Raw genomic sequence first — 25,693 nt, 5'->3', positions numbered from 1 at the left:
TTTGGAAAAAATTAAAGTTTCTGCCGTTTCCTATACCAATACCAAACCGTTTATTTACGGCATACAACATTCACCTGTATTAGCACAGATTGATTTAAGCTTGGATATCCCTTCTGATTGTGCCAATAAGCTTATCGAACAACAGGTGGATATAGGCCTAATTCCCGTAGCAGCTATTCCTTTTGTGCCCAATGCACAAGTTATCAGTTCCTTTTGTATTGGCTCTGTTGGAGCGGTTGATTCAGTATTTATCTTCTCTAATGTACCTGTTGAGGAGATTAAAACCCTCAAGCTCGACCCACAGTCTCGAACCTCCAACAACTTAGCTAAAGTACTGTTAAAGAACCACTTTAAAGTAACGGTAGAATATACCACGGACCAATCAGCAAATACAGATGCGATGGTTTTAATTGGGGATAGGACATTCGGCCGTAAAGGTGATTTCAACTACGCGTATGACATGGGAGAGGAGTGGATGAAATTTACTGGACTGCCTTTTATGTATGCCGCTTGGGTGGCCAATAAACCGCTGCCAGAAACTTTTTTGAAGGACTTCGACGCGGCTTTATCCAAGGGGATTGACAATATCCCAAATGTAATTACGCAATTACCTGCAAATACTGGCATAGATATTGCCAACTACCTGCAAAAAAAACTTAATTTTAATCTTACACCCGAAAAAATAAAAGCTAAAGAACTCTTTTTAAAACTCATTACGGAGTTGTAATTCATCGCTACAATTCTATTTACTGCGCTCTATCTATAAGAAATCACATGAATAAAAAACCATTTTCTTCAGGATTCAAGCTAGGCGCTATGCTAATCGCTTGTTTCATCACCAATCTTTCTTTTGCAGCAGAACACAAACTACCTGTAAAACAAAGCAAAACCACCTCGACAACTTCTACTTCTGATTTAACACCTGTGTCAACATCAGCCGAACGAAGAGCTCATTTCAACATCATTGTGCAGTCAAACCAAACAATCTTAAGTTGGTCTACCATTGAATTGAAAAATGGCAAGTACGAAATCTACAGAAGTGACGACAGCAAAAACTTCGTCAAAATCGGTGAAAAGACCATCGTTGGAAATCCATCAGAGCCATCGCTCTATATCTTTCACGATGAAGAGCCTCTTAAGGGTTTAAACCACTACAAATTGGTTAAACAAGATAACGCAGGAAACAACACTGAAATTGCGGAAAAAAAGGTATTTCTTGATTCGAAAGTGCCAGCCATATTAAGTGCAAACCCTACACCTAAAGTAAACAGGATATAACCACTAAGTAAGATTAAATTACAGGGCCATCATACGCTTGTGTTACTTAACATTTAGCGTAGATGGCCTTGATTTTTTAATTAACTATCTACTAACTAATATTTTAATGGTGGTATTGGGATAGCAGGTATTTGATTAAATCTGTAGAAGATATGATTCCAACTACCTTTCCCTCTTCAAGCACAGGTAGCGCATGAAACTCTACCTTACTCATCATATCAGCCACCTCCCTAATGGTGTCATGCACATCTACTGTTAACGGGTTATGAACCATTACCTGCTCTGTTCTTAGCATCTGAAAAACAGTTTCATCTACATTGGCTTGGTCTTCATAAATATCGGCGAAGCTTAATCTTAGCATATCTGTTTTACTAATAATGCCTACCAATGTTCTACCTGATACGATAGGTAAATGGCCAATGTTATTTTCTTTCAACAAGGTATTGATGTGTGTTAAGCTATCGCTAACATTTGCCGTAACCAAATTCTTGGTCATGATTTCTGAAATTGGAACGCGTTGTTTCATATCCGATGCGATTAAATTGTTCATCAAATATGAAGATGATAGCGCGGATAACTAATAACGTTGGTCACTAAAAAAGCTGATTGTTTTTAGGTAAGAGGTGAGCCACAGATGCACGGATTTAATTAGATAAAACATCTGTGCATCTGTGGCTAAAAAGAAAACTACTCTATATCCCATGAGATTGCTTCGCTCAGCTCACAATAACCCTAATATTCCCGTCATTGTGAAAATTTACTCCGATAATTCGGAGAGGCACGACGAAGCAATCTCTGAAAACTAGCAATAAAAAAATGTAGAAAGCCACAGATGCACAGATTTGATTAATATACCTTAAAAAACATCTGTGTATCTGTGGCTAACAAAACATTATGAAGCTATATGACTATAATGATCAACCCTTTGCATAAAGTCATTTAAATCGAAGGGCTTATTGATATAGCTTTCGGCGTCGCATTTAGATTTTACCTTACTCAGGTGGTTGTTAGCAGACATCATCATCACGGGAATGTGATGGGTCCTGACATCTCTTTTTAATTTACTGCAAATATCAAGTCCATTACCATCGGGCAAAATTACATCCAATACAATCATATCGGGAGTATGTTCACGCATTTCTTTCCAAAAGGTATTTACGTTTTTACAAACTTTTACCTCATAGAGTTCTTCTACTAAAAGGAACTCAATAATATCTGCAATGTTGGCGTTATCTTCCAACACATAAACGCATTTTTTATCTGTTGTTTCCATAACCTTAAACTTTAGTTTGATATATAAACGTTACTTATAAATCAGTAGTTTATGTTATTTGTCCACACTAACAGAGTTTTCCACTTTTAGCTTTCATGGCAAGCAGGCCATTATCAAATAAAAAAGGCCCGAAATATACTCTCGAACCTTTTAATAACTATCACGCTGTATATTACTAGAAGCGCGAATTGAATAATTTTTATAGCTTAAGCTTTTTTTACTTTAGCCGGAGCTAACTTCTCTTCAGCAATTTTCTTCTTTGGAGCTGCTTTGGCCTTTACTTCCTTTATCGGCTCAGTTTCCGCTTTCTTTTTGGTAACAACCTTTGTCTTTTTTACCGGAGCCTCTTCAACCACAACTTCCGCTTTCTTCTTTGGAGTTGCCTTTGCTTTTGTTGGGGATACTTCTTCTGCCGGACGATTGGCCAAGTAAGTTTCCAACAATTGTTTCAAATAAAGCTCGGGCTTTGGCATATTCACCACGGTCCCAGGCTCTTTATCCTGAGATTGTTTGATGTAGGCACTCTTAATTTTACCCCAATCTTTTGAGTATAATTTGATGAACATTTCTACGAATTGCTCATGCCCATATTGCTTAGGCAACCTACCTAACACTACTTGTATCTTTTCTTCTTTACGATGTAAAATTGCCATATTATATTTTTATGTGGGGCAAATATAGGCATATTAGTTAAATAAGAATTGAGTGGAATAAAACGCTATTTGGTCTACATCTATTAATTTTGAAAGCTTAAACGGATAATGATTTTGGACCAACAAAAATACTCTATCGTAATTGCACCACCACAAACGGGACTTAACTACGTTGACCATTTAAAAGACGAATTAAATGGAGCCATAGGCTGGTACCATAGCAGAAATTCGAAAGCACATGTAACGATTAGTGAATTTACTGCCGATGAAGACGAATTAGCTAAAGTAACGGCCCAATTAAAAGAAATAGCTAGTTACGAAAATCCAATTCATTTGAATTTTGAAGGTGTGGGCAACTATGTAAATGGTGCCGTGTTTTTAAAGCCAGATGAGGCAACCAAAATAGAGGTAGGCCATTTGATGAAAAGGATACAAAAAAAGCTAAGTATCAAAAATGCTTATCACAGCAAAGAGCCGCACATTTCCATTGGAAGGAAATTGACAGAAGAAAATGTACAAATGGCGCTAAAAATTTTTGCCGAGGCTAAACTCGACTTTAATTGCGACCATTTGGTGTTAAGAAAATTCAATCCCACCAGAAAACAATATGACGTTTATTCTGATGATTTCAAGTTTGTTGGCACTGAACCCAGGTCAGCAGCGCAACAAAGTCTATTTTAAAAATCACAAAGCTACAATACCTACTTTGTCAATCTTTAAATACGCTGTGCTTTTAAGATTGACAAAGTTTAGCAGTATTGTTTGTAAACTAAACCTGATAGGAGCGAGCATCCCAGTCCTTCGACAGGCTCAGGATGACATTGGGATAAAGCGGATAGCAGGACTATTTTTGAATAAGTATTGAGGAACTTGCTTTTCAAATAAGCAATACACTTTTCACGAGTTCCTTACAGTTTTAGACTGATAATCAACATCTTCATTATTTTTCAACAACAACGGCCCTTACAGTAGGCAAATGGTATATTTACAGCTTAGTAATTTAGGATAATTTTGGCCAAAGCAAATACAAAAGAAACCCCATTAATGCAACAATACAATGCCATTAAGGCAAAGTATCCAGGCGCATTATTATTGTTCAGGGTTGGAGATTTTTACGAAACATTTGGAGAAGACGCTGTTAAAACCGCTCAAATTTTAGGCATTGTATTAACAAAAAGAGGTACAGGTCCTAATGGCGCCTTAGAGCTTGCTGGTTTTCCGCACCACTCATTGGAAAACTATCTTTCTAAACTGGTTAGGGCAGGACAAAGGGTAGCCATTTGCGATCAGCTGGAAGACCCAAAAATGACCAAAACCATTGTAAAACGTGGGGTTACAGAATTGGTAACGCCGGGCGTAGCTTACAGTGATAATATCCTGAACCAAAAGTCAAACAACTATTTGGCGGCAGTCTACTTTGATAAAGGTTTGATGGGTGTTGCTTTTTGCGATATCTCGACGGGCGAATTTTTAGTGGCGCAAGGAAGTGCCGAGTATATAGATAAGCTTTTACAGAGCTTTAAACCCACGGAAATTGTTTTTCAAAAGAGCAAACGCTTAGAGTTTCCACAGTTATTTGGCGACAAGTTTTACACCTTCCATATTGATGATTGGGCTTTTACCTACGATTATGCAAACGAAGTACTGACCAAGCACTTTGAAGTTAACTCTTTAAAAGGTTTTGGAGTAGATAAACTTACCGCCGGAATTGTAGCAGCTGGAGTGGTATTGTACTACTTGGGCGAAACGGAACATCGCAATTTACAACATATTACCTCTATCTCTAGGGTAGAAGAAGAGCGTTTTATGTGGCTAGATCGCTTTACCATTCGCAATTTGGAACTAGTAAGCTCTTCAAACGACAACGGCGTAACCCTTTTCGAGGTGCTTGATGAAACTTGTACGCCAATGGGTGCTAGGTTATTACACAAGTGGATCATTATGCCACTGAAAGAACTAAAGCCTATTCAAGAACGTTTGGAAACGGTCGATTTTCTGGTTAAAAATGAGACATTGGCAGATGAGCTTTTACAACATATTAAACCTATTGGCGATTTAGAACGACTCATTTCTAAAGTTGGTTTACAAAAAGCGGGACCACGAGAGCTACTGCAGCTTAAAAGGGCTTTATCACACATAGAAGAAATCAAGAGATTAGCCGAACAAAGCAAAAATCCTGCTTTAGAGACCTTAGCCTCTCAATTAAATCCATGCACCAGCATTAAGGATAAATTGGAAAAGGAATTACAAGCCGATCCACCTGCGCTATTGATCAAAGGAAACGTAATTGCCGATGGAATAGATGACGAATTAGATCGCTTGCGTAAAATCGCTTTCGGTGGTAAGGAGTTTTTAGTGGAGATTCAGCGCCGTGAAATTGAAAATACGGGTATTCCATCTTTAAAAATATCCTTTAACAACGTTTTTGGATACTATTTAGAGGTTACACATACGCACAAGGATAAAGTTCCAGAAAGCTGGATCCGTAAGCAAACCTTGGTAAACGCAGAGCGATATATTACGCCCGAATTAAAGGAATACGAGGAACAAATTTTGGGGGCGGAAGAAAAGATACAGGCTATTGAGGTTCGTTTATACAATGAACTGATGTTCCAGGTATCGCATTTCATTAAGCCTATCCAATTGAATGCCTATTTAGTGGCTCAATTAGACGTGTTATTGTGCTTTTCACAACTGGCTACCAAAAACTACTATGTAAAGCCATCGATAAACAATAAGAAGGAAATCGACATTAAAGGCGGTCGACACCCAGTAATTGAAAAGCGTTTGCCCGTAGGTGAAGAGTACATTACCAACGATGTATTTTTAGACAATGACACGCAACAGATCTTGATGATTACCGGTCCCAACATGTCAGGTAAATCGGCTATTTTACGCCAAACGGCCTTAATTGTGCTGATGGCTCAAATGGGCTGTTTTGTTCCAGCAAAAGAGGCAAGCATTGGCATGGTGGACAAAATTTTCACAAGGGTAGGTGCATCCGATAATCTTTCGAGCGGAGAAAGTACATTCATGGTAGAGATGAACGAAACGGCCAGTATCCTAAACAACATCTCCGACAGGAGTTTGATTTTACTGGATGAAATTGGACGAGGAACGAGCACTTACGATGGTATTTCCATCGCTTGGGCCATCGCCGAATATCTACATGAGCATCCAACGGCACGCCCTAAAACCTTATTTGCTACGCATTACCATGAGTTAAATGACTTGGAAAACACCATGGGACGTATTAAAAACTACAACGTAACCATCAAGGAACTGCAGAACAAGGTGATTTTCTTGAGAAAGTTAGTTCCTGGTGGCAGCGAACATAGTTTTGGTATTCAAGTAGCTAAAATGGCAGGTATGCCCGCTAAATTGATTGGTCGTGCGAACGAAATCTTGAAACGTTTAGAAATAGATAGAACTGAGGGACAGAGCATTAAAGACAGCATCAAGAAGGTACAGAACCAAGCTTATCAATTGCAAATGTTCGCGATTGATGACCCTGTTTTGGTAAAAATCCGTGATTCGCTGAATAATTTGGATGTAAATACGTTAACTCCTGTAGAAGCTTTGCTAAAATTGGATGAGATACAAAGGCTGATTAAAAATTAGTTTGTCAGTTACAACTTACAGGATATAAGTTTTAAATAAAGATGGCTAAACTCCAAAAAACATTAAGGACATGTAAAAAAGGGCACCAGTACTACAAAAGTACCGATTGTCCTACTTGTCCACAATGCGAACAGGAGAAAAGGCCTTCAGAGGGATTTTTGTCAAAACTATCATCTCCAGCACGCCGCGCTTTGGAAAATACAGATATTAATAGTCTAAGCAAGCTTGCTACCTATACTGAAAAGGAAATTTTAAAACTACATGGCATGGGGAAGGCAAGCCTTCCTGCGCTTAAAGAAGCGTTGGCCAGTAAGGGATTAACATTTAAACCATAAACATGATAGCCATTAAAAAAAGTTACATTTTATGTCTTTGTATAGCGCTCATTGGCTTTTTAGCTTCCTGTGGGAGCAGAAAGCATACCACAGATACCAAAGCCGCACGTGTGGCAGATGCGATGGCAAAATTGAATAGCAAGCCACTGTATCGATTCATCAATAATTGGACAGGTGTAAGGTATAAACTCGGTGGATTGGATAAAAGTGGCATTGATTGCTCGGGCTTCGCTTTTTTATTACAAAAGGATATTTACGGAAAAACCTTACCACGACGTTCAAAAGATCAAGCTGATGCAGTTAAAAGCAAGAATTACAACAATTTAAAAGAAGGAGACCTTATATTCTTTTCCTTTGGAGGAAGAGAAGTTGATCATGTTGGTGTATATTTAAATGGCGATTTTTTTGTACACGCCTCTACTACCAGAGGGGTAATTGTAGATGACTTGACCTTGCCAGTATATCAAAAAGCCATTGTTAAAACAGGAACTTTAAATTAATGAAGAAGCTAATATTAACTATTACATGTTGCTTAGCGCTTGCGATAAATGCTAGCGCCCAACAAAGAGTACTTAAACCAGGTGACACGCTTCACAACATTGCCTTAAAAAGCACTAAAGGACAGATTTACGAACTGGCTAAGCAAAAAGCAAAAGGCTTTATCCTCATATTCATGACACCAAGTTGTGACCATTGCTTAGCTTATGAAAAACGAATAGTTGCTTTAAATAGTAAATACCAACCCAAGGGTTTCCCTGTAGTTGGTATTGGACCTTATGGCGATAATGAAAAAGATTACCCGCACGACGCTATGTCTGCGATGAAAAAACTAGCCGAAAGTAAAGGCTTTACTTTTCCCTACCTAGCAGATGAAAAGTTTAGATATACATGGCTATTCGACATTAGGCAAACACCAAAGGCGGTGGTTCTAAAAAAACAGAAACAAGGCTTTTCTGTAGTTTATATTGGAAATATAGATGACCAGCCTGACGAAAAGAAAACAGCTACCAAAAAATATGTGGAAGAAGAAGTAAACAAATTGTTAGCTGGTAACGTTCATTAATTACAAAATTTCGAAATGACAAGCTCACTTTAAGACTTAAGAAGTTTTCAAAACTTCTTAAGTCTTATACCTTATAAAGAAATCATCATGCAAAAGTTTATCGTAACAATTTTACTGATATTGGTGGGGAATTACGCTAACGCACAAGTTAAATTGCTAACTTTAAATGAATTAGAACAACGAGTAGCACAAGGGAAAGACACCACCTATGTGGTTAATTTTTGGGCAACGTGGTGTGGACCTTGTGTAGAAGAGCTACCATACTTTGAAAAAGTAAATGCCGAAAATATAGGTAAACCTTTTAAAGTTATACTCATGAGCTTAGACTTTAAATCGAAACTAAAAACGGATGTAATCCCTTTTGTAGCCAAGCACAAAATTAAATCTGAGGTGTATGTAGTTAATGAACCTGACCAACAAAAGTTTATTGACCAAGTAGATAAAAATTGGTCTGGAGCCATACCCGCTACACTGATTTTAAACACTGATAAAAAAGTAAAATCATTTTACGAACAGGCATTTACCTACGAACAATTGACCAAAACAATATCAACTGCAATTAAACCTTAAATCTTCAATAAACCCATAAAGAAATGAAAAAGTTAATTTTAGCATGTTTATCAATGTTTTTGGTAAGTGCTGTAAATGCTCAAACGGGCTATCAAGTAGGTGATTTGGCTTCGGATTTTAATTTAAAAAATGTAGATGGCAAAAATGTATCCCTAGCCAATTACAAAAATGCAAAAGGCTACATCGTGGTATTTACTTGCAATACCTGTCCAGTTTCTAAAGCTTATGAAGCCCGAGTAGAGGCTTTAAGCAAAATGTATGCAACAAAAGGCTATCCTGTAGTGGCCATCAATACCAATGACCCGGTAGCTTCTCCTGGTGATACTTATGCCAAAATGCAGGAAAGAGCTAAAGAAAAAAGCTTCAGCTTTGCTTATTTGGAAGACCCTAACCATGTGTTTACCAAAAAATATGGTGCTCAACGTACCCCACACGTTTTTGTGCTACAAAAAACTGCTAAAGGAAATGAAGTGGCTTATATTGGTGCCATCGACAACGACCAACAAGAAGCTAACCCGCAGCGAGATAACTATGTACAAAATGCGGTAAATCAATTGTTAAAAGGGGAGAAACCGAACGTAGCTTCGACCAAGGCAATTGGCTGCACCATTAAATGGAAAAAAGAAGCAAGTAGATAGATTAGAATAAGGAAAAAATAAAAGGGACTTGCCAATGCAAGTCCTTTTTATTTAATACGTTTACTTCTTCAACGCAAGTGTAAGTTTAATGCTGTCGTAATTTGCCACTTCATTTACAAAGCTCTCAAAAGCTTCGTAATCATTGGCACTGAAAACACCATCCTTCATGACAAGTTTTCTACTGTAAATCAATTGACCATCCAACATTTTAATTTCGGACTCGTAAGTACCGAACTTACTTTCGGTTTTGATTACCTTTGGCACCACAATTGGAACAATCCCTTCTCCTAAGGTAAAAGTAATACTATCAATATCTGTGTACCCACGCTTAAGCTCCAACGGAAGTGTTCTATTTCTTACAGAAGGTACGGTACGCTTAACATTAAATAGGTTAGGGCTAAGCTGTAATCGTTCATTATTCGCATTACCATATCTGTCAATGCTTACTCCCAATTTTTCGATGAAAAGCGGAATATCTTTATTAGCAGAAAGCGATATCTCGTTAAATTCAATATTGTTGATGTCGTAGATATATTTTAGCGCTTTTTCTCTTTCTGTAGCAGATTTGTATATCAAATAATAATGGTTATCGAATTGCGAACCGTCAAATGTAGTATTAACCACGCCTTCAACAGTACCATTTTTAGTCAAAGAAAGTTTAGCAGAGCGAATTTGACGACTACTCGAAGCTTCAAACTTTGGAGTCTTCATCAGTTTGCCTCCATTTTTTGTGCAGGCCAATACCCATCTATCATCCGTAAAAGAACCTAAATATCCAAAAGGGGCATCTTGACTAGTACATTCCAGCCAAGTAGTATCGCCATTTAACGGAAGACATAATATAATATGATTGCCCTGTTCCATACTAGCAAAAGAAGGAATCAAATCTGTTTTATCATCTCCAGCTTCTACCACACAGTAATAAGATTCGATACCCACTACATTTAGCAAACTTTGCATATAGTTTACAAGGCCTTTACAATCGCCGTAGCCTAATTTATCCACTTCACTAGCCTTAATTGGCTGTAACCCTCCAATACCAATTTGCACACTAATGTAGCGTGTCTTTTTCTGAAAATACTCATAGATTTTTTTTGCTTTTGCTCTATCAGAAGATTCATCCTTAACCAAATCTTTAATCAATGTTATGGTTTCTGGTGGTAATGCCTGTCTATCTTTTAGTAAATGGTCATAGGTAATTTTGCCCAATCCCTGCCAATCTGTATAGCTAGCTTTTAAATTATAATAATTAAAGTTTTTAGGGGCAATTCTAATGGAAGGAAAGTAGCTTTCCGGATTTGGGGCATAAGCTTCTTTCTTTAACGCCTTAATATCCTGAACAGACCAAGACAATCCCTTTTGCTTCTCGCTATTAGTTTCTTCTGGAGCTTTTTGATAGTTGGTTGCATGAATACGAACTTCATCGGCAGGGGATTGTAAAAATTGGAAACTGCTTTTTTCAACCGAAATGTCAAAACCTGGAACAGGTCGCCATTGAGGAATGGTTAGGTTTTGTTTATTCCTCACCTCATAATTGTATACAATGGTATAAGGATAGCTGCTTACTTGCGGAATGTAATACTTCACTCGACTATCTTCAAACAATGAGAAGTCGTTCACCGCACTTTCGTCTTTGAAATTACTCAAGGAAAATTTGCTGATCTGTTTTCCAAACTCATCATAAATTTCGCCCTTAACTCCCTTTATAGAAGTATTTTTATCATAGAACAAGGCCAAATGTCCATATTTTTCTCCGCTCTTATTCAACACAGTTATCACACTGCTAACCGTTAAAACTACGTTATCAGCAGATTTCATATCTATAATTGTTTTATTATCCCGAACTATCGCATTGGCCCTATTTTTTAATGGAGCCGGAATAGTTTCAACGGAATAAACCTGAGCTTTCGATATTAATGTTGCTAAAAAGAGCAATCCAATCAAACTAACTCCTCTCATTACTCTCCCTTTGTAATTAACACATCCGATTTTTGTACCTGAATAATTCTGTTATAAAATTCCTTAAGGTAATGATATTCATCAGAAGAATAAATTGCCTTACCAAACAACAGTTGTTGGTTGACCGTTAATGTATTATCCATTACGCGAGTTTGTAGAATATAACGCCCACCTTGATTGGGCAGTGCTAACGAAAGATCTTTTGGCTGTTCTTTTAACAGAAATTTATCTGGCAGGCTAATGTTAATTGAAATCCTTTCTTCGCTGGCAGAACCTAAATCAACCGGGTAGTTTCTTTCATTAAGTTTGAAAGGATTTTTTCTAATCGGATTGATAAAGAACGGATTAAAATAGTTACCATTATGCTCGGTGTTGGCCACGCTAAATTCTACTTCATATTCCTCAGTTAGGGCATTCTCTACGCTGTCGAGGTTTGATATCTTAAATTTCTTGATTTTAATGTTGTTCAATCGTTCATCCAACTTTTCTACATACTCTTCTATCGAGGAATAGCGTTTAATTTCCTTTCTAAGGTTCATGGCATGAAGCCCAACCGTATGAGAGGTTATTTTCGCATCTATCTTACCATCTGCTGCCATTACACCAATCAAGCTATGGGTGGTTGAACTGCGTTTTGTTGCTTTAAGATCAATCCAGTAAGAAGGTTTTTTTAGGTTTATTACACGTCCCTGATCATTAATACACCTTAAAGGCAACAAACCAAATGGAGCAAGTGGTTCTGTAGCATCTAATAGATAAGTTTCGTCGTTTATATTTACTTTAGCAATTACGTAGTTAAAATCGCTGAGCACAGGATATAGTTTATTAACCACACCATTATCTCTCGTCGATAAAATAACTGCTTCAACATCCAAGTCAGCGGCAGAAAGTGCTGATATAAGTGCAAAATTAATATCGGCTACATTTCCAGAACGCTTTTCTATCACTTCCTTTACACTCGTTTCACTATATTTTCCATAATAGTTATTCCATTTTACCTGTTTTTTAACATACTCGAAAATAGCTTTTGCCTTTTGTAAATCAATTAGTCCAGCAGTAAGGCTGGGAATAATTTCCTTAAACACATCCTTACGCTTCATTTGGCTTCCAAACTCTCTACTACCTATCAATTCGTTTTCTACATCTTTCCAAGTTTTAGTATATTTCTGTGTTGACCCATTAAGGTAATACACTTCAGAAAGCTCAAAATAAATTGCAGACTTATAATTATTTGGAGAAGTCATATAATCTTCTTCTATAAAAGCTGGAACTTTTTTCATGTTATACATGAGTTTAGAACAGTCCATATCCTTACCCGAAACACGTAAACAACCAGTGCTTAATTCGGCTTTGTTCTCCGTTAACGGATAATATCCCCTAAGCGAAACATTGTATTTATAGTTGGCCGGAATAAATGCGATATAAGTACTATTCAATTTAGGGTACTCAGCCTGAAATTGCCAAGTTCTAAAATTAAATACATAAGGTGTTTCAATGGTATACTGATATTCAATAATAGAATTCTCTCTAACATTGGGCAATGTAAATTTGCTCAGTGTTAAATATCTCGATTTTTCCTCCGTAAAAACCGCTTTATTGGACATGGCGCTCTCCACATATCTACCATCTTGCAAATTAAATGTAGAAGCTTTTAAATCAGATATAAATTCTCTCTGATCATCATTTGTACCTGTTTTATGCATAGGTATAACTACATTAGCAGCCTCAAACCCTTCCTTATTAAAGATTTTGATGCGAGCATGGTAATCATAAACCAACTTCATTCTTCCTGTTTCCGAGTCGAAAGAAAAACGGGTAGTACCATATTCGTTCAGAAAAACCGCATTAGCGTTGCTATCAAGCTTGTTTCTTTCAAATAACTGCTCCTGGGCGGTAATTTCGCCAAAATTAAATTCCTGACCTATAGCAAAAAAAGGGAGTAGTGTTAGTGCGATAATGAAGATAGTGCGCATAAAAAGTTTGAATTGAAATGGTAACGCAATTTAACTTAACTTCTAAAATTATTTAAAACTTTATTTCTTTTTTGGTCAAAAAAACAGAAAGTACGCTATGTTTTTAGCAAATTTGGCTTATTAAAAACCTGATATGAAATTAAACTTGAAACGTCCGTTGGCATTTTTTGATTTGGAAGCCACTGGAGTAAACGTAGGGATAGATAGAGTAGTTGAAATTGCGATACTAAAAGCGATGCCAGATGGTTCAGAACAGCTATTGGTAAAGAAAATCAATCCCGAAATTCCTATTCCCTTAGTTACTTCCCTAATCCATGGCATTTACGATGAGGATGTGAAAAATGAACCAAAATTTGCGGATGTAGCCCAAGAAATAGCTGATTTTATTGGGGATGCAGACTTGGCTGGCTACAATTCAAACAAGTTTGATATTCCAATGCTATTAGAAGAGTTTCTAAGGGTAGGGGTTGATTTAGACATGACTGACCGTAAATTCGTTGATGTGCAGAACATTTTCCATCAGATGGAACAAAGGACCCTAAAGGCTGCCTATAAGTTCTATTGCGAGAAAGACTTGATCAATGCACATTCAGCAGAGGCCGATATCAGAGCTACGTATGAAGTGTTATTAGCCCAATTGGACAAATACGAAAATACAGAGTTCGAAGACAAGCAAGGCAATAAGTCAGTTCCTGTTAAAAATGATGTAGAAGCCTTACATACTTTTACCAACCTTAATAAATCGGTTGATTATGCAGGGCGAATAGTTTATAATGACAATGGAGAGGAATGCATTAACTTCGGTAAGCATAAAGGGAAAACGTTGGAGAGTATTTTCAATGTAGAGCCTAGTTATTATGCTTGGATGATGCAGGGTGATTTCCCTTTGTTTACCAAAAAGAAACTCGATGAAATTTGGAAGCGATGGAACAAAAAGAAAGAAGAGCAAAAACAGGCTCGTCAACAAGCACCTACTACTCATCATAAACCTAGTCATACATCTTTCAAAAAATCAGAACCTGCCAAACCTGTTACCAACGACATGTTGGAGCAACTAAAAATGAAATTTGGGAAATAGTAATAGGAACTAGTGGCTAGGGATTAGTGGCTAGTATATTGTTAGCTTCCAAACTAATCCTTACACCTAGCCACTAATCCCTAGTACCTAACTACTAGCCACTAGTTCCTAATCCCTAACCACTAAAAAAATGACATTCGAAAACAACCTTTCGTTCGCACAATCTTTAGATGCGCAAGACCCATTAAAAGAAATGCGAAATGAATACCTATTCCCGCAGCAAAATGGGAAACCATTTATTTATTTATGTGGTAATTCCTTGGGGCTTCAGCCTAAATTAGCCAAAGAGGTTTTGGATCTACAGCTTAACAATTGGCAAAATTTGGCAGTTGAAGGCTGGTTTGAAGGCAATGAGCCTTGGATGTTTTATCATAAAGAGCTTAAAAAGCTGATGGCGCCCATTGTTGGTGCTTCTCCCCAAGAAGTATGTCCAATGAACACCTTAACAGTAAATCTACATTTGTTAATGGTGAGCTTTTATAGGCCAACCAAAGAGCGCTTTAAGGTCATTATGGAAGCTGGAGCCTTCCCATCAGATCAGTATGCTATTGAAAGCCAAGTACGCTTTCACGGTTACGACCCTAAAGAGGCAATTATAGAAGTGAGTCCAAAAACTGGAGCACACACCCTTGAAACAAGTGATATTATTGCGGAAATAGAAAAACACGGAAGTGAAATTGCGCTAGTACTTTTTGGGGGAATTAACTACTTTACTGGGCAGCTTTTTGATATGGAATCCATTACTAAAGCTGGACACAGCATTGGCGCTAAAGTTGGTTTTGACTTGGCCCATGCCGCAGGTAACGTTCCACTACAGTTACATCAGTGGGAGGTAGATTTCGCTTGTTGGTGTTCTTACAAATATCAAAACGCAGGACCAGGTGGAATTAGTGGCATTTTCGTTCATCAAAAACACTTTAACGACCAAACGCTCCATCGCTTTGCGGGCTGGTGGGGATACCAAGAAAATAACCGTTTTTTAATGGAAAAAGGCTTTGTGCCTGAAGCTGGCGCCGATGGTTGGCAAGTAAGCTGTACTCAGGTAATGCCTATGGCACTATATCATGCCTCTTTACAATTATTTGAAAAAGCTGGCTTTATGGAGCCATTGAGAGAGAAGAGCAAGAAATTAACCGCCTATTTACATTACATTATTGGCCAAGTAAATGAGCAATTAGGTTACGAGCAGTTTAAAATCATTACACCTCAAAATCCTGAAGAAAGAGGTGCGCAAGTATCTATCATAGCCAAAGAACATGGAAAAAAGGTTTTCGATTATTTGGTCAAAAATAATGTATTAGGTGATTGGCGTGAACCCAATGTAATTAGATTGAGTCCAGTGCCTATGTACAATAGTTTCGAGGACGTTTTTAAAACCGGAGAACTGCTCCTAACAGTTAAATCAATAGCTAATGATTAATTATAACCCTAAAGAATGGTTCAACTTTATTTTCCGTTTCCATAAAGCCGATACCTTTTACAAGCTTTGGAAACTGATGATCAGCGTAGCAATTTTCTCTGGAATTATTGCCTATATAGAGCTGAATTACTTAAAGTTGGCCGAAACCACCTACATTAAAAATGTGGGAATGATGCACAACCTTTTAGGCTTTGTAATTTCGATGCTTTTGGTGTTTAGAACCAATACTTCTTATGACAGATGGTGGGAGGGCAGAAGGCTATTGGGAAGCTTGGTGAATGTGAGCAGAAACTTTGCAATTAGGATCAACGCTTTAAACCTCAACAAAGAAGACAAAGAGTTTTTCAAGTATGCCATTCCTAAATATGCATTTGCCTTAAAAGAACACCTGCGTGAAAAGCAATATTTTGGTAAGAATGCCATTTTAATAGAAATTGATGGTGGCAAACACATTCCCAATCAAGTGGCCGGAAGCATCACCAACAAACTTTTTGAACTTCAACGACAAGGTGCTATTACGGGGGAACAACTGATTACCTTAAGTACCGATTCTACACAATTCACTGATGTTTGTGGCGCATGCGAGCGTATCAAAAATACGCCTATACCGTATTCCTACAGTGCATTCATCAAAAAATTCATCTTTGTATATGTAATTACTTTGCCTTTTGGCTGGGTATTTAGTTTAGGCTATTTTGTAGTGCCCATTGTCCCTTTCATTTTATATGTGCTGGCCAGTTTGGAACTTATTGCAGAAGAAATTGAAAATCCTTTTGGAACAGATGCCAATGATTTACCCGTAGATCAAATTTGTGATAATATCGAGAAACACGTGGAAGAAATCCTTGATTAACCGTTGAAATAGTCAGCTGTCCGAAAGTCCGATGATATATAGAGATTTATAATTTTCAACTTTCAGACTTACGGACTATTTACTTACTGACATCTAGAATGATCAAAACAGCCTATCATCCCATTTATGCACATCCTTTGCCACCAGGACATCGTTTCCCAATGGTCAAATATGAGCTTATCCCTGCACAGTTATTGCACGAAGGGACGATAGAAGCACAACATTTATTTGCCCCTGAACCTACAGCGGAAGAGAATATCGTAACCACACATGACGCAGCTTATTGGTATCAACTGAAAGAACTTACCCTGCCTTATAAGGAACAACGTAGGATTGGTTTTCCTTTAGATGCACAATTGGTTGAACGGGAAATCAGAATAGCACAGGGCACGATTGACGGAGCCATTTATGCACAAAAAAATGGCATTGCGTTTAATGTGGCTGGTGGTACGCATCATGCTGGAAGCAATTGGGGAGAGGGTTTTTGCTTATTGAATGACCAAGCTATTGCAGCAAATTATCTCCTCAATCATCAATTAGCCAAACGTATCCTTATCGTAGATTTAGATGTTCATCAAGGTAATGGTACAGCCGAAATCTTCACCCAAGAGGAGAGGGTATTCACCTTTTCCATGCATGGCGAAAAGAATTTTCCTTTCAGAAAGGAACAATCTGATTTAGACATTCCCTTAGCAGATGATACACAAGATGAAGAATTCCTGTCGATCTTAAACGATAAGCTACCCACGGTAATCAAAAAGCACCAGCCCGATTTTATTTTCTACCTCTCCGGAGTTGATGTATTGAAAAGCGACAAATTGGGTAAACTCTCGTTAACTAAAGAAGCATGCAAACAGAGAGACCAAATCGTGTTTGAAAATTGCCTTAAAAATAACATTCCTTTGCAGATAAGCATGGGTGGGGGCTACTCGGAAGACATTAAGATCATTGTAGATGCACACTGCAATACTTTCAGAACCGCTTTTCACCTCTTCACTTAAGCAAAAGTTAAAGGTAGAAGTACAGACTTACGAAGTTTAGATACGACAAAGCCCCAAATTTTACCTAAAGACTTACGAAGTTTTAAAACGGCGAAGCCCTCAACTTTACTATTGAAAAATAATAAAAAACTAAAGTTAAACTTCGTAAGTCTACATTTATGGAATGTAGCAATTCTCTGCATCTAAAACTAAAAAGAACTATTTTGAAAAAGCTACAATTGATACTTACCAACCCTTGTTCTGAGAATTGGGATGAAATGCAGCCATCTAAAACTGGACGTTTTTGCGATAAATGCGATAAGCATATCGTAGATCTGACTCAAAAATCTGATGCAGAACTGATTGAATTTTTCAAAAAGAAAAAGGAAAATGTTTGTGGGCGATTATTACCCGCCCAACTTCATAGAAGTATTGTAGCACCTCCCCAAAAATCAAATTGGAACTGGCTTCTATTTCCCGTTGCCATAGGAGCTAGCATAATTACTCCCGTTAAAGCAATTAATCCTATAGCTACAACAGTTCAAAATGACAAACCATTTTCATTGCCTAACGAACTTCAAACTAATATTTCAAAAAAAGCTACTGTAGAAATCGTCAAAGGAAAAGTAACCAATCAAGAAACTGGGAAACCTCTGGAAGGTGTAAAAGTAAAAATTAAGGGTTTTACCAATGTTATGGCGCTAACCGACCGTGACGGAAACTTCTTCTTAACAACCAAAAAAGCTGAGCAAGCCCCGGTGCTCATTTTCTCGCTAGATGGTTATGCCCTTATCGAAAAGGCAGTAACACCCTATATGAATATTAAAATGGTAGAGATACGAATGATGATTTTAGGCGGTATCTCAACAATTAGCAGTTCCAGCGAGCCTCTTTATGTTATTTATTCTGGAAAAAAGAGTTGTGTTGCCACTAACAAACAAAAAGAAAGTTTAAATCCAGATTGGATAGAGAAAGTAGACATCCTAAAAGGAGCGAAAGCAGCTGCACTTTATGGCTCTAGGGCTGTTAATGGCGTAGTAATGATAGAAATTAAGGAGAAATACGCCAATAAGATAGATTTTTCGAAGAAGAACTAGAGCATACTTATGAAATTTAACTTTGTCAATCTTCTTTCTCATAACTCAATAGAAGATTGACAAAGTTACTTAGTTAATGGCCATGACCAGTAATCTTCAATTCATTTAAATCCAATTGCAGTTCAGCTTTGCGGATTTCCTCATCACTAAAAAACTTCTCTTTGCGTAGCTTAAATAGTTCCTTTCGTTGTGCAGCATAAATTTCCAATAACACATGATGATAAGCATGGATTTCTGCCAATTCGGTTTCATCACATTCCAATGATTCGAGATGTTTCCGACCATCAGTAATACTGGTATTTAGCCCATCGCGATAAAAACCGATGAGTTCATTCTCTGTTACTTTCTCTAAATGATGGTTATCGATTAAATTTAAGGCCAATTCATCGAGTTTTAAACGTATACCTGCCTGCTGTTCTTCGCTACGTGAAATACTATCAATTTCCTTTAACTTGATCAGCTTGATGATAAATGGAAGCGTTAAGCCCTGTACCACTAAAGTCACAAAGATGACCACAAAAGTGATGAATATAATCAAATTTCGCTGAGGGAAAGCCGCTCCATTGGTCATTAACAAAGGAATAGAAAGGGCCGTAGCCAATGAAACCACGCCACGCATACCTGCCCAGCCAATTATCAGTGGTCCTTTCCAGCCTGGTGATGGGTCTTTGCGTATAGAAGCACTCAACCAACGAGGCACAAAAGCCGCTGGGTAAATCCACAAAAAGCGCAACGCAATGGCAATGGCGCTAATGATTAATCCATATCTAATCCCATCTGCAATCGAATAATTGCCTAAACCATGAATAATTTCGGGAAGTTCTAAGCCAATCAATACAAAAACAAGAGCATTCATTACAAAAATCATCGTCGTCCAAACCCCAAGCATATTTAACCTAGTACTTCCTGTCTGAAAAATCTCATGTGATCTCCACGAAATGAACAAACCACCACTAACTACCGCCATTACTCCCGAATAATGGAATTGCTCCGCAGCCAGAAAAAGGATATAGGGGGTCATCACTGTTAGCGCAGCATCAATAGCAGGAGTAGTAGGTAAAAAACGATGAATAAAGTATACAATATGGGCTCCAGCTAAACCAATCACAATGCCCATACCAGCAACAAGAAAAAATTGGCCAACCGCTTGATGCATAGAAAAAGCTCCGGTAAGCACTGCCGCCAAGGCAAATTTGAACACAATTAGCGACGAAGCATCATTCACCAAACTTTCACCTTCTAAAATAGTGAGTATCCGTTTGGGCACCCCCATACCTTTCAATACCGTTGCAGCAGCTACGGCATCTGGTGGCGATACAATACCGCCCAATAAAAAGCCAAGTGCTAAGGTAAAACCAGGAATTAAGGAAACAGAAGTGTAGGCAATAATAGTAGAAGTAAAAAACACCAAGCCAAAAGCCAACAATGCAATGGGACGTTTCCATTTCCAGAAATCATTCCATGAAGTATACCAAGCAGCTTCATAAAGCAACGGAGGTAAAAAAATCAAGAAAATCAATTCTGGGTCGAGATGCAATACGGGAATCCCTGGAATAAAACTAATCCCTAATCCTGCCAATACAAGAAAAATAGGGTAGGCTACCTTGATTCTCTGGGCAAGCATGACCAGCAGAAATACAACAAAAAGTAACGCTAAGACTAAAAGTAAATGATGATGCATATGGTGCGAAAATAATATGTTATTAAGTTATAAAAAAGGTGAGATTTTAAGAATTTATTATCTCTATCTTCGCCTCGTGCTAGAAATTATTTATCAGGACGATTCACTTATTGCCATCAATAAACCTCACGGCTTGTTGGTACACCGCTCTAAAATTGCTGATGACGCCAAGGAATTTGCCCTGCAAATGTTACGCGACCAAATTGGCCAACACGTAAACCCTGTACATCGCTTAGATAGAAAAACGGGAGGGGTGCTGTTATTTGCTTTTCACAAAGAAGTTGAAATTGCTATGCAAAAGCAGTTTCAAGAAGGATTGGTGGATAAACACTATTTAGCCATTGTAAGAGGGTACACACCTTTGGAAATGGAAATTGACTACCCATTGGCAAAAGAAAATGGCACTCTACAAGATGCCCAAACTAGTTTTGTAACTTTACAACAAGCCGAAATCCCTTTGGCTATAGGCAAACATCCAACTTCTAGATATAGTTTGGTAGATGCCAATCCAAAAACCGGAAGAATGCATCAATTGCGTAAGCATTTCGCTCATATTTTCCACCCCATTATTGGGGATCGACCGCATGGCTGCAATAAACAAAATCGTTATTTCAAGGAGCATCTCCAAATGAATACGATGCTGCTACATGCTTCAAGCTTATCATTTAGTCACCCAATAACTTCCGAAAAAATTATCATCACCGCAGAAGTGCAGGCTGAATTTAAAAGAATGATGGAGTTGATGAATTTTTCACTTTAAAAACAATTTTCTTCGGTTAATTGTGTTATAGTAGGAATATGCCAATAAAACATCAGCTAGTTACTCTCGTATTTGCTGCTTTATTATTTAGCAGCTGTTCATCTATCTACATGCCCAGCGTACCCAATACGCCTATGCTTACCACTAAAGGCGAATTTGCCGGCGGTGCGCATATTTCACTAAAAGGAAATGCCAGTTTTAATACTGCTTATGCTGTAACCGAACACTTTGCGGTAATGGCCAATGCAGGATTTATGAACAATGAGGGCCGAAAAAAAGACATCAACCATAAAGTGTTTGAATTTGGTGGCGGGTACTTTAAAACATTTGGACCTGAGAATAATCGCATTCTTGAAATTTACGGGGGCTTGGCCACTGGTCGGAGCAAAAGAACTTTTAGGGAATATGAAAACGACATAGTGGTAAACAGCGATTTTTATGATGCCGCTTACAGCAAAAAATTTGTTCAAGTAAACTACAGCTCCAAAAAAGTAAACGACGTTAACATCTTTGGCTTTAAATTTGGGCTGAACTACGGTACTGCTTGGCGTTTGAGCTTTGTAGAAACCGATGATTTTTACAAAAATGGGGTGATGCAACCCAATGAAGACAATGTATTTCTAGAGCCGGTTTTCTTTACCAGAATGGTACTTAGCGAGCAAATACAGCTTCAATATACCAGTGGTAGCAATATTGGTTTAAAGAGTAGAAAATTTTTAAATGCGGGTCATTCTGTTTTTACTATTGGAGCCGTATTCAACGTTGGTCGCAAGCCCAAAACCAAATAAATGCTAAATTTGAAGTATGCAAAAATACTTCATTTTCTTTTGCCTGTTACCACTTATGTCGGTAGCACAAATTTCATTTGAGCAAAAAATGAAAGCTATGCCTGTCATTCAGATGGCAAATGGTGTAACCCTGACGATCGACGATCCTATCATAAATCCTCAAAAGTCAAGCAAAATAGTACTGTATGCTTTGCCCAATGGGAATACTGCTGCACAGACCTTTGGCAAAAAGCTAAAAGAAGGCGATGATTGGCATTTTGACATCCAGCATATTGGTGCACAAACTCAATTTATAAGAAACACAGACCCTAAGCACAACTACATCATTATTTATGTAGAAAACAGCTTAAAAAGCTGGCCGCAATGGCGTCGACAAATCGCTAATGCGGATCAATTCATTCATAAAATAGTAGATAGCCTTTATCACCGATACCAAAACTTGAGACCTGCCATTACGCTTAGCGGTCATAGTGGTGGTGGTTCATTTATTTTTGGTTACTTAAATACCCTAACAGAGCTGCTCCCAAGCTATATAGAGCGCATCGGATTTCTTGATGCCACTTATGCCTACGAAACAGAAAAACATCAACAAAAACTAACCAAATGGCTCAAACAAAAGCAAAGGTTTTTGCAAGTAATTGCCTATAATGACAGCGTGGTGGTTTATAACGGAAAACCTTTGGTATCGCCAACTGGCGGAACATGGTATCGTAGCAAACTGATGGCAAATGATTTGGAAAAGCTGAAATTTGCGGAAACCGCAACAGAATTAACCTGGCAAAATAAATCAGGAAGCACCTCATTTACTTTAATTAAAAATCCCGAAGCAAAAATATTTCATACGGTTTTGGTAGAAAGAAACGGCTTTATCGATTTACTTTTCAAAGGCACTAAACTAGCATCCAAAAATTACCATTTTTGGACCGAACGCGTTTACCAAAATCTTATCTTAGAGTAATGGAACTGCCAAAACTCAGAAAAATCATTCACATTGATATGGATGCCTTTTACGCTTCCGTAGAGCAGCGTGATTTTCCTGAGCTAAGGGGAAAACCTTTGGTAGTTGGCGGTTCTCCAGAAGGGAGAGGGGTAGTAGCCACCGCTAGTTACGAAGCTAGAACCTATGGTGTTCGCTCGGCAATGTCTTCCAAAAAGGCTCAACAGCTTTGTCCTTACGCAATTTTTGTTTACCCAAGATTTAGCGTTTACAAGGAAGTTTCGCGGCAGATACGTGAAATTTTCAGTCGCTATACCGATTTGATCGAACCACTTTCCTTAGACGAAGCTTATTTGGACGTCACGGAGGATAAATTAAATATCGGTTCTGCCATTACCATTGCCGAACAAATCAAACAGGCCATTAAAGATGAACTAGGATTGACCGCATCGGCCGGAGTTTCTATCAACAAATTTGTCGCAAAAATTGCTTCAGATATGAATAAGCCCGATGGTTTAACATTCATAGGGCCTTCCAAAATTGAAAAATTCATGGAGAAACTTCCCGTTGAAAAGTTTCATGGCGTAGGTAAAGTGACTGCAGAACGAATGAAAATGCAGGGTATTAGAAAAGGTAGCGACCTAAAGAAACTTACGGAAGAACGTTTGGCGCTATTATTTGGCAAATCTGGAAAGTTCTTTTACAACATCGTAAGAGGAATCGACAACCGTGCGGTAAAGCCTGACAGGGAAATCAAGTCTATCAGTTCTGAAGACACCTTTGGGGATGATTTAGATAAGGGCAGCGAAATGTACGAACGCCTGTTTCAAATTACACAGACAGTTTTCAAACGCGTCAATCAATATCAGTTATTTGGCAGAACCCTTACCGTTAAAGTAAAATTTGCCGACTTTAAACAAATTACCAGAAGCATTTCTTTTGAGCATCCCATTAACAATGAAAATGATGCCTACCAAGCCGCAAAAACCTTAATTGAACAAACAGACTTTGGAGGAAAACTGGTGCGCTTATTAGGCGTTGGCTTCTCTAATTTCCACGAAGCAAAACCGAAGCAAAGAAATAGGATAGAAGAGCAGAAGTTGCTTTTTTAGAAATAGGAAACAATCATAGTTAATCCTATCGAGTTTTCTATGTGCCTATGTGGTTCATATAATTAGAGAAAAAATTTAAACACATAGACACATAGCTGCATGATGTTGAGCAAAATAGCCAAGGATTTTTAAAGTATATAGCAGATAATTTTACAGAAGAATAGCCACTATTTTTTTGATACTATTGTGTTTTCTATTTGTCTATGTGGTTCATTTGGGCCTCTAGCGGCTAAATTAAGCCTTCTAAACAATTAATGTTTACTTAACAGGTATTTAATCTATTGACCTTAATTTTGTTATCAAATTAGAAGTAATGAAGATTAACTTTATTCTTATTGCTGTTGCCATAGTTGCCATTTTGGGCTTTATCTACTTTGTAGTAAAAAGAAACCATAAAGACCAAAAAGATTTGGAAAAAGAGCTTAACCAAAAAGAGCTAAGACCAGATAAGCACAGTGGCGATAAAATCTAGCTTACTGCGGTAAGCGCTCCACCTGCATTAACATAGGTGGGGATGACAATGCTTCCAAAAAGGCAATGATGGCCTTTCTTTCCCTCACGTTAAGCATAATCCCTCTCAACAATTTGTCATTTTTTGGCAGTAAAGGGTCTTTCTCTTGCCCTGGCAAAACCACATGCTCCGGCATTCCCATGTTGTACAAAACCATTAGACTATCCATGCTCTTCACTAAACCGTGATGAAACCAAGGGCCTGTGTGCATTACATTGCGCAACCCAGGCGTTTTAAACTTACCTACATCTTCAGGCTTTTTGGTGACATTGTACAAACCCAAATCCTGATTTTTGTTGCCATATTCCGTTAAACCAATGTTATGAAACTCCTTATCTGTAAAATACGCTCCATAATGACAATTCATACATCTTGCTTTCGTCCTAAACAGATGTAGTCCCAATAACTCTTGATCATTAAGCGCATGCCCATCTCCTTTTAAAAAGCGGTCAAACTTCGTTTCCTGGCTCACAATGCTTTGCTGAAAAGTAGCCAAGCTTTCAAAAACTCGTTGATTAGTAATAGCCGTTGTACCAAAAGCAGCTTTAAAATAAGCACGATAACCTTTAATCCTGTTTAGTTTTTTGGCTAATAGTTTCAGGTCTTGGTTCATTTCATTATGAGCCGAAATGGGTCCTTCAGCTTGTTTCACTAAGGTATTAGCCCTGCCATCCCAAAAAAAGCTCGAATAAACCCACACATTTTCTAAAGATGGCGCGTTGCGGATATTAGGCAACTGATCATGGCCCACAGAAACTTCCTTTCCATCCGCCCATCGCAAAGCAGGATCATGACAGGTAGCACAAGAAATTTGATTGGAGCCCGAAAGTCTCGTATCGAAGAAAAGTAGCTTACCCAATGCCGATACTCTCTTTATCGAATCATTAGTTAAATCCAATGGAGATGCCTGTAGCGTATCCAGTTCTTCAAAGTTCACGCTCTTATCCACATTTGGCTTGGGCCAAAACTGCCTTGGCTTCGCATATACCTTTCTCAGCGAATCAATCGTAAGCCCATCACTACTCATCCAATCGTTAGATCTGAAGGAAATAAGCAATAAGCCAATAAAAAGAAAAGCTAAACCAAGCAGCACTTTGTTCATGGCCGCTAAAA

26 protein-coding genes are annotated in these 25,693 nt (G+C 38.0%); 19 read left to right on the top strand and 7 right to left on the bottom strand.

Annotated features, from left to right (window positions below):
• Position 1 precedes the first annotated feature (1 nt).
• Both ABDV71_RS10035 and ABDV71_RS10030 read left to right on the top strand, forming a co-directional pair.
• Positions 2-727 carry a menaquinone biosynthesis protein gene (locus ABDV71_RS10035; RefSeq protein ID WP_343532315.1) on the top strand — a complete coding sequence of 242 codons (726 nt, stop codon included), beginning with the start codon at positions 2-4 and terminating at the stop codon, positions 725-727.
• A gap of 47 nt (positions 728-774) precedes the next feature.
• A complete protein-coding gene (locus tag ABDV71_RS10030; RefSeq protein ID WP_343532314.1) occupies positions 775-1,278 on the top strand; it encodes a hypothetical protein in 504 nt (167 codons plus the stop codon).
• Between the two features lie 103 nt (positions 1,279-1,381).
• On the opposite strand, the gene ABDV71_RS10025 is transcribed toward ABDV71_RS10030, so the two are convergent.
• The 3 genes from ABDV71_RS10025 to ABDV71_RS10015 form a co-directional block, all read right to left on the bottom strand.
• On the bottom strand, positions 1,382-1,804 hold the full coding sequence (locus ABDV71_RS10025; protein ID WP_343532313.1) for a CBS domain-containing protein: 423 nt from the start codon (positions 1,802-1,804) through the stop codon (positions 1,382-1,384).
• Between the two features lie 366 nt (positions 1,805-2,170).
• Positions 2,171-2,551, bottom strand: a complete 381-nt coding sequence (locus ABDV71_RS10020; RefSeq protein WP_343532312.1) for a response regulator — start codon at positions 2,549-2,551, stop codon at positions 2,171-2,173.
• Between the two features lie 206 nt (positions 2,552-2,757).
• On the bottom strand, positions 2,758-3,204 hold the full coding sequence (locus tag ABDV71_RS10015) for a hypothetical protein (RefSeq protein WP_343532311.1): 447 nt from the start codon (positions 3,202-3,204) through the stop codon (positions 2,758-2,760).
• A 114-nt stretch (positions 3,205-3,318) separates the two neighbouring features.
• Here ABDV71_RS10015 and ABDV71_RS10010 point away from each other — a divergent pair, with 114 nt between their 5' ends.
• The 7 genes from ABDV71_RS10010 (at position 3,319) to ABDV71_RS09980 (ending at position 9,431) form a co-directional block, all read left to right on the top strand.
• Complete coding sequence (locus ABDV71_RS10010) at positions 3,319-3,885, top strand: 2'-5' RNA ligase family protein (protein ID WP_343532310.1); 567 nt, start codon at positions 3,319-3,321, stop codon at positions 3,883-3,885.
• 330 nt (positions 3,886-4,215) lie between these two features.
• Positions 4,216-6,825 carry a DNA mismatch repair protein MutS gene (mutS, locus tag ABDV71_RS10005; RefSeq protein ID WP_343532309.1) on the top strand — a complete coding sequence of 870 codons (2,610 nt, stop codon included), beginning with the start codon at positions 4,216-4,218 and terminating at the stop codon, positions 6,823-6,825.
• Positions 6,826-6,866: 41 nt separating this feature from the next.
• Positions 6,867-7,160 (top strand): RNA polymerase alpha subunit C-terminal domain-containing protein, encoded by a 294-nt coding sequence (locus ABDV71_RS10000; protein WP_343532308.1) that lies wholly within the window; start codon positions 6,867-6,869, stop codon positions 7,158-7,160.
• 2 nt (positions 7,161-7,162) lie between these two features.
• Positions 7,163-7,660 carry an NlpC/P60 family protein gene (locus ABDV71_RS09995; RefSeq protein WP_343532307.1) on the top strand — a complete coding sequence of 166 codons (498 nt, stop codon included), beginning with the start codon at positions 7,163-7,165 and terminating at the stop codon, positions 7,658-7,660.
• On the top strand, positions 7,660-8,223 hold the full coding sequence (locus ABDV71_RS09990; protein ID WP_343532306.1) for a redoxin domain-containing protein: 564 nt from the start codon (positions 7,660-7,662) through the stop codon (positions 8,221-8,223). Before ABDV71_RS09995 ends, ABDV71_RS09990 begins: the two co-directional genes overlap by 1 nt.
• A gap of 87 nt (positions 8,224-8,310) precedes the next feature.
• Complete coding sequence (locus tag ABDV71_RS09985; protein WP_343532305.1) at positions 8,311-8,793, top strand: TlpA disulfide reductase family protein; 483 nt, start codon at positions 8,311-8,313, stop codon at positions 8,791-8,793.
• 23 nt (positions 8,794-8,816) lie between these two features.
• Positions 8,817-9,431, top strand: a complete 615-nt coding sequence (locus ABDV71_RS09980; protein ID WP_343532304.1) for a thioredoxin family protein — start codon at positions 8,817-8,819, stop codon at positions 9,429-9,431.
• Positions 9,432-9,491: 60 nt separating this feature from the next.
• Here the strand turns inward: ABDV71_RS09980 and ABDV71_RS09975 are convergent, their stop codons facing one another.
• Both ABDV71_RS09975 and ABDV71_RS09970 read right to left on the bottom strand, forming a co-directional pair.
• The gene (locus tag ABDV71_RS09975; RefSeq protein ID WP_343532303.1) at positions 9,492-11,249 is read right to left on the bottom strand and encodes a DUF3857 domain-containing protein; all 1,758 of its coding nucleotides are present in this window, start codon (positions 11,247-11,249) and stop codon (positions 9,492-9,494) included.
• Positions 11,250-11,389: 140 nt separating this feature from the next.
• Complete coding sequence (locus ABDV71_RS09970) at positions 11,390-13,363, bottom strand: DUF3857 domain-containing protein (RefSeq protein WP_343532302.1); 1,974 nt, start codon at positions 13,361-13,363, stop codon at positions 11,390-11,392.
• A 133-nt stretch (positions 13,364-13,496) separates the two neighbouring features.
• On the opposite strand from ABDV71_RS09970, the gene ABDV71_RS09965 reads away from it, so the two are divergent.
• The 5 genes from ABDV71_RS09965 to ABDV71_RS09945 all read left to right on the top strand — a co-directional run bounded on the left by ABDV71_RS09965 (position 13,497) and on the right by ABDV71_RS09945 (position 18,791).
• Positions 13,497-14,441 (top strand): 3'-5' exonuclease, encoded by a 945-nt coding sequence (locus tag ABDV71_RS09965; RefSeq protein ID WP_343532301.1) that lies wholly within the window; start codon positions 13,497-13,499, stop codon positions 14,439-14,441.
• A gap of 130 nt (positions 14,442-14,571) precedes the next feature.
• Positions 14,572-15,861 carry a kynureninase gene (gene kynU / locus ABDV71_RS09960; RefSeq protein WP_343532300.1) on the top strand — a complete coding sequence of 430 codons (1,290 nt, stop codon included), beginning with the start codon at positions 14,572-14,574 and terminating at the stop codon, positions 15,859-15,861.
• Positions 15,854-16,714, top strand: a complete 861-nt coding sequence (locus tag ABDV71_RS09955; protein WP_343532299.1) for a bestrophin family protein — start codon at positions 15,854-15,856, stop codon at positions 16,712-16,714. The genes kynU and ABDV71_RS09955 overlap by 8 nt, the downstream gene beginning before the upstream one ends.
• Before the next feature lie 98 nt (positions 16,715-16,812).
• Positions 16,813-17,715: a histone deacetylase gene (locus ABDV71_RS09950; RefSeq protein ID WP_343532298.1), complete on the top strand. Its 903-nt coding sequence runs from the start codon at positions 16,813-16,815 to the stop codon at positions 17,713-17,715.
• 203 nt (positions 17,716-17,918) lie between these two features.
• A complete protein-coding gene (locus ABDV71_RS09945; RefSeq protein WP_343532297.1) occupies positions 17,919-18,791 on the top strand; it encodes a carboxypeptidase-like regulatory domain-containing protein in 873 nt (290 codons plus the stop codon).
• A gap of 73 nt (positions 18,792-18,864) precedes the next feature.
• Here ABDV71_RS09945 and ABDV71_RS09940 read toward each other — a convergent pair whose 3' ends face one another.
• Positions 18,865-20,472 (bottom strand): Na+/H+ antiporter, encoded by a 1,608-nt coding sequence (locus ABDV71_RS09940; protein ID WP_343532296.1) that lies wholly within the window; start codon positions 20,470-20,472, stop codon positions 18,865-18,867.
• Positions 20,473-20,548: 76 nt separating this feature from the next.
• Between ABDV71_RS09940 and ABDV71_RS09935 the strand changes: the two genes are divergently transcribed.
• The 5 genes from ABDV71_RS09935 to ABDV71_RS09915 all read left to right on the top strand — a co-directional run bounded on the left by ABDV71_RS09935 (position 20,549) and on the right by ABDV71_RS09915 (position 24,541).
• Positions 20,549-21,232, top strand: a complete 684-nt coding sequence (locus tag ABDV71_RS09935) for a pseudouridine synthase (protein WP_343532295.1) — start codon at positions 20,549-20,551, stop codon at positions 21,230-21,232.
• A 110-nt stretch (positions 21,233-21,342) separates the two neighbouring features.
• On the top strand, positions 21,343-22,020 hold the full coding sequence (locus ABDV71_RS09930) for a hypothetical protein (protein WP_343532294.1): 678 nt from the start codon (positions 21,343-21,345) through the stop codon (positions 22,018-22,020).
• Between the two features lie 16 nt (positions 22,021-22,036).
• Positions 22,037-22,978, top strand: coding sequence for a hypothetical protein (locus ABDV71_RS09925; protein ID WP_343532293.1), 942 nt, complete (start codon positions 22,037-22,039; stop codon positions 22,976-22,978).
• The gene (gene dinB, locus ABDV71_RS09920) at positions 22,978-24,069 is read left to right on the top strand and encodes a DNA polymerase IV (protein ID WP_343532292.1); all 1,092 of its coding nucleotides are present in this window, start codon (positions 22,978-22,980) and stop codon (positions 24,067-24,069) included. Before ABDV71_RS09925 ends, dinB begins: the two co-directional genes overlap by 1 nt.
• 313 nt (positions 24,070-24,382) lie before the next feature.
• Complete coding sequence (locus ABDV71_RS09915) at positions 24,383-24,541, top strand: hypothetical protein (protein ID WP_199134418.1); 159 nt, start codon at positions 24,383-24,385, stop codon at positions 24,539-24,541.
• Position 24,542: 1 nt separating this feature from the next.
• Here the strand turns inward: ABDV71_RS09915 and ABDV71_RS09910 are convergent, their stop codons facing one another.
• Positions 24,543-25,682: a cytochrome c peroxidase gene (locus ABDV71_RS09910; RefSeq protein WP_343532291.1), complete on the bottom strand. Its 1,140-nt coding sequence runs from the start codon at positions 25,680-25,682 to the stop codon at positions 24,543-24,545.
• Positions 25,683-25,693 lie beyond the last annotated feature (11 nt).

The sequence above is a fragment of the Pedobacter sp. genome (assembly GCF_039594775.1).
Classification (GTDB): domain Bacteria; phylum Bacteroidota; class Bacteroidia; order Sphingobacteriales; family Sphingobacteriaceae; genus Pedobacter.
This window is presented reverse-complemented; position numbering and strand designations above follow the sequence as displayed.

Excerpts from the sequence above, each read along its gene's own strand:
- kynU (WP_343532300.1), top strand. The coding sequence starts at position 14,572 with ATGACATTCGAAAACAACCTTTCGTTCGCACAATCTTTAGATGCGCAA.
- ABDV71_RS09955 (WP_343532299.1), top strand. The coding sequence starts at position 15,854 with ATGATTAATTATAACCCTAAAGAATGGTTCAACTTTATTTTCCGTTTC.
- ABDV71_RS09940 (WP_343532296.1), bottom strand. The coding sequence starts at position 20,472 with ATGCATCATCATTTACTTTTAGTCTTAGCGTTACTTTTTGTTGTATTT.
- ABDV71_RS09930 (WP_343532294.1), top strand. The coding sequence starts at position 21,343 with ATGCCCAGCGTACCCAATACGCCTATGCTTACCACTAAAGGCGAATTT.
- ABDV71_RS09950 (WP_343532298.1), top strand. The coding sequence starts at position 16,813 with ATGATCAAAACAGCCTATCATCCCATTTATGCACATCCTTTGCCACCA.
- ABDV71_RS09915 (WP_199134418.1), top strand. The coding sequence starts at position 24,383 with ATGAAGATTAACTTTATTCTTATTGCTGTTGCCATAGTTGCCATTTTG.
- ABDV71_RS10030 (WP_343532314.1), top strand. The coding sequence starts at position 775 with ATGAATAAAAAACCATTTTCTTCAGGATTCAAGCTAGGCGCTATGCTA.
- ABDV71_RS09985 (WP_343532305.1), top strand. The coding sequence starts at position 8,311 with ATGCAAAAGTTTATCGTAACAATTTTACTGATATTGGTGGGGAATTAC.
- ABDV71_RS09990 (WP_343532306.1), top strand. The coding sequence starts at position 7,660 with ATGAAGAAGCTAATATTAACTATTACATGTTGCTTAGCGCTTGCGATA.
- ABDV71_RS10025 (WP_343532313.1), bottom strand. The coding sequence starts at position 1,804 with ATGAAACAACGCGTTCCAATTTCAGAAATCATGACCAAGAATTTGGTT.
- ABDV71_RS09910 (WP_343532291.1), bottom strand. The coding sequence starts at position 25,682 with ATGAACAAAGTGCTGCTTGGTTTAGCTTTTCTTTTTATTGGCTTATTG.
- ABDV71_RS09965 (WP_343532301.1), top strand. The coding sequence starts at position 13,497 with ATGAAATTAAACTTGAAACGTCCGTTGGCATTTTTTGATTTGGAAGCC.
- ABDV71_RS10015 (WP_343532311.1), bottom strand. The coding sequence starts at position 3,204 with ATGGCAATTTTACATCGTAAAGAAGAAAAGATACAAGTAGTGTTAGGT.
- ABDV71_RS09975 (WP_343532303.1), bottom strand. The coding sequence starts at position 11,249 with ATGAAATCTGCTGATAACGTAGTTTTAACGGTTAGCAGTGTGATAACT.
- dinB (WP_343532292.1), top strand. The coding sequence starts at position 22,978 with ATGGAACTGCCAAAACTCAGAAAAATCATTCACATTGATATGGATGCC.
- ABDV71_RS09925 (WP_343532293.1), top strand. The coding sequence starts at position 22,037 with ATGCAAAAATACTTCATTTTCTTTTGCCTGTTACCACTTATGTCGGTA.
- ABDV71_RS09995 (WP_343532307.1), top strand. The coding sequence starts at position 7,163 with ATGATAGCCATTAAAAAAAGTTACATTTTATGTCTTTGTATAGCGCTC.
- ABDV71_RS09970 (WP_343532302.1), bottom strand. The coding sequence starts at position 13,363 with ATGCGCACTATCTTCATTATCGCACTAACACTACTCCCTTTTTTTGCT.
- ABDV71_RS10000 (WP_343532308.1), top strand. The coding sequence starts at position 6,867 with ATGGCTAAACTCCAAAAAACATTAAGGACATGTAAAAAAGGGCACCAG.
- ABDV71_RS10020 (WP_343532312.1), bottom strand. The coding sequence starts at position 2,551 with ATGGAAACAACAGATAAAAAATGCGTTTATGTGTTGGAAGATAACGCC.
- ABDV71_RS09980 (WP_343532304.1), top strand. The coding sequence starts at position 8,817 with ATGAAAAAGTTAATTTTAGCATGTTTATCAATGTTTTTGGTAAGTGCT.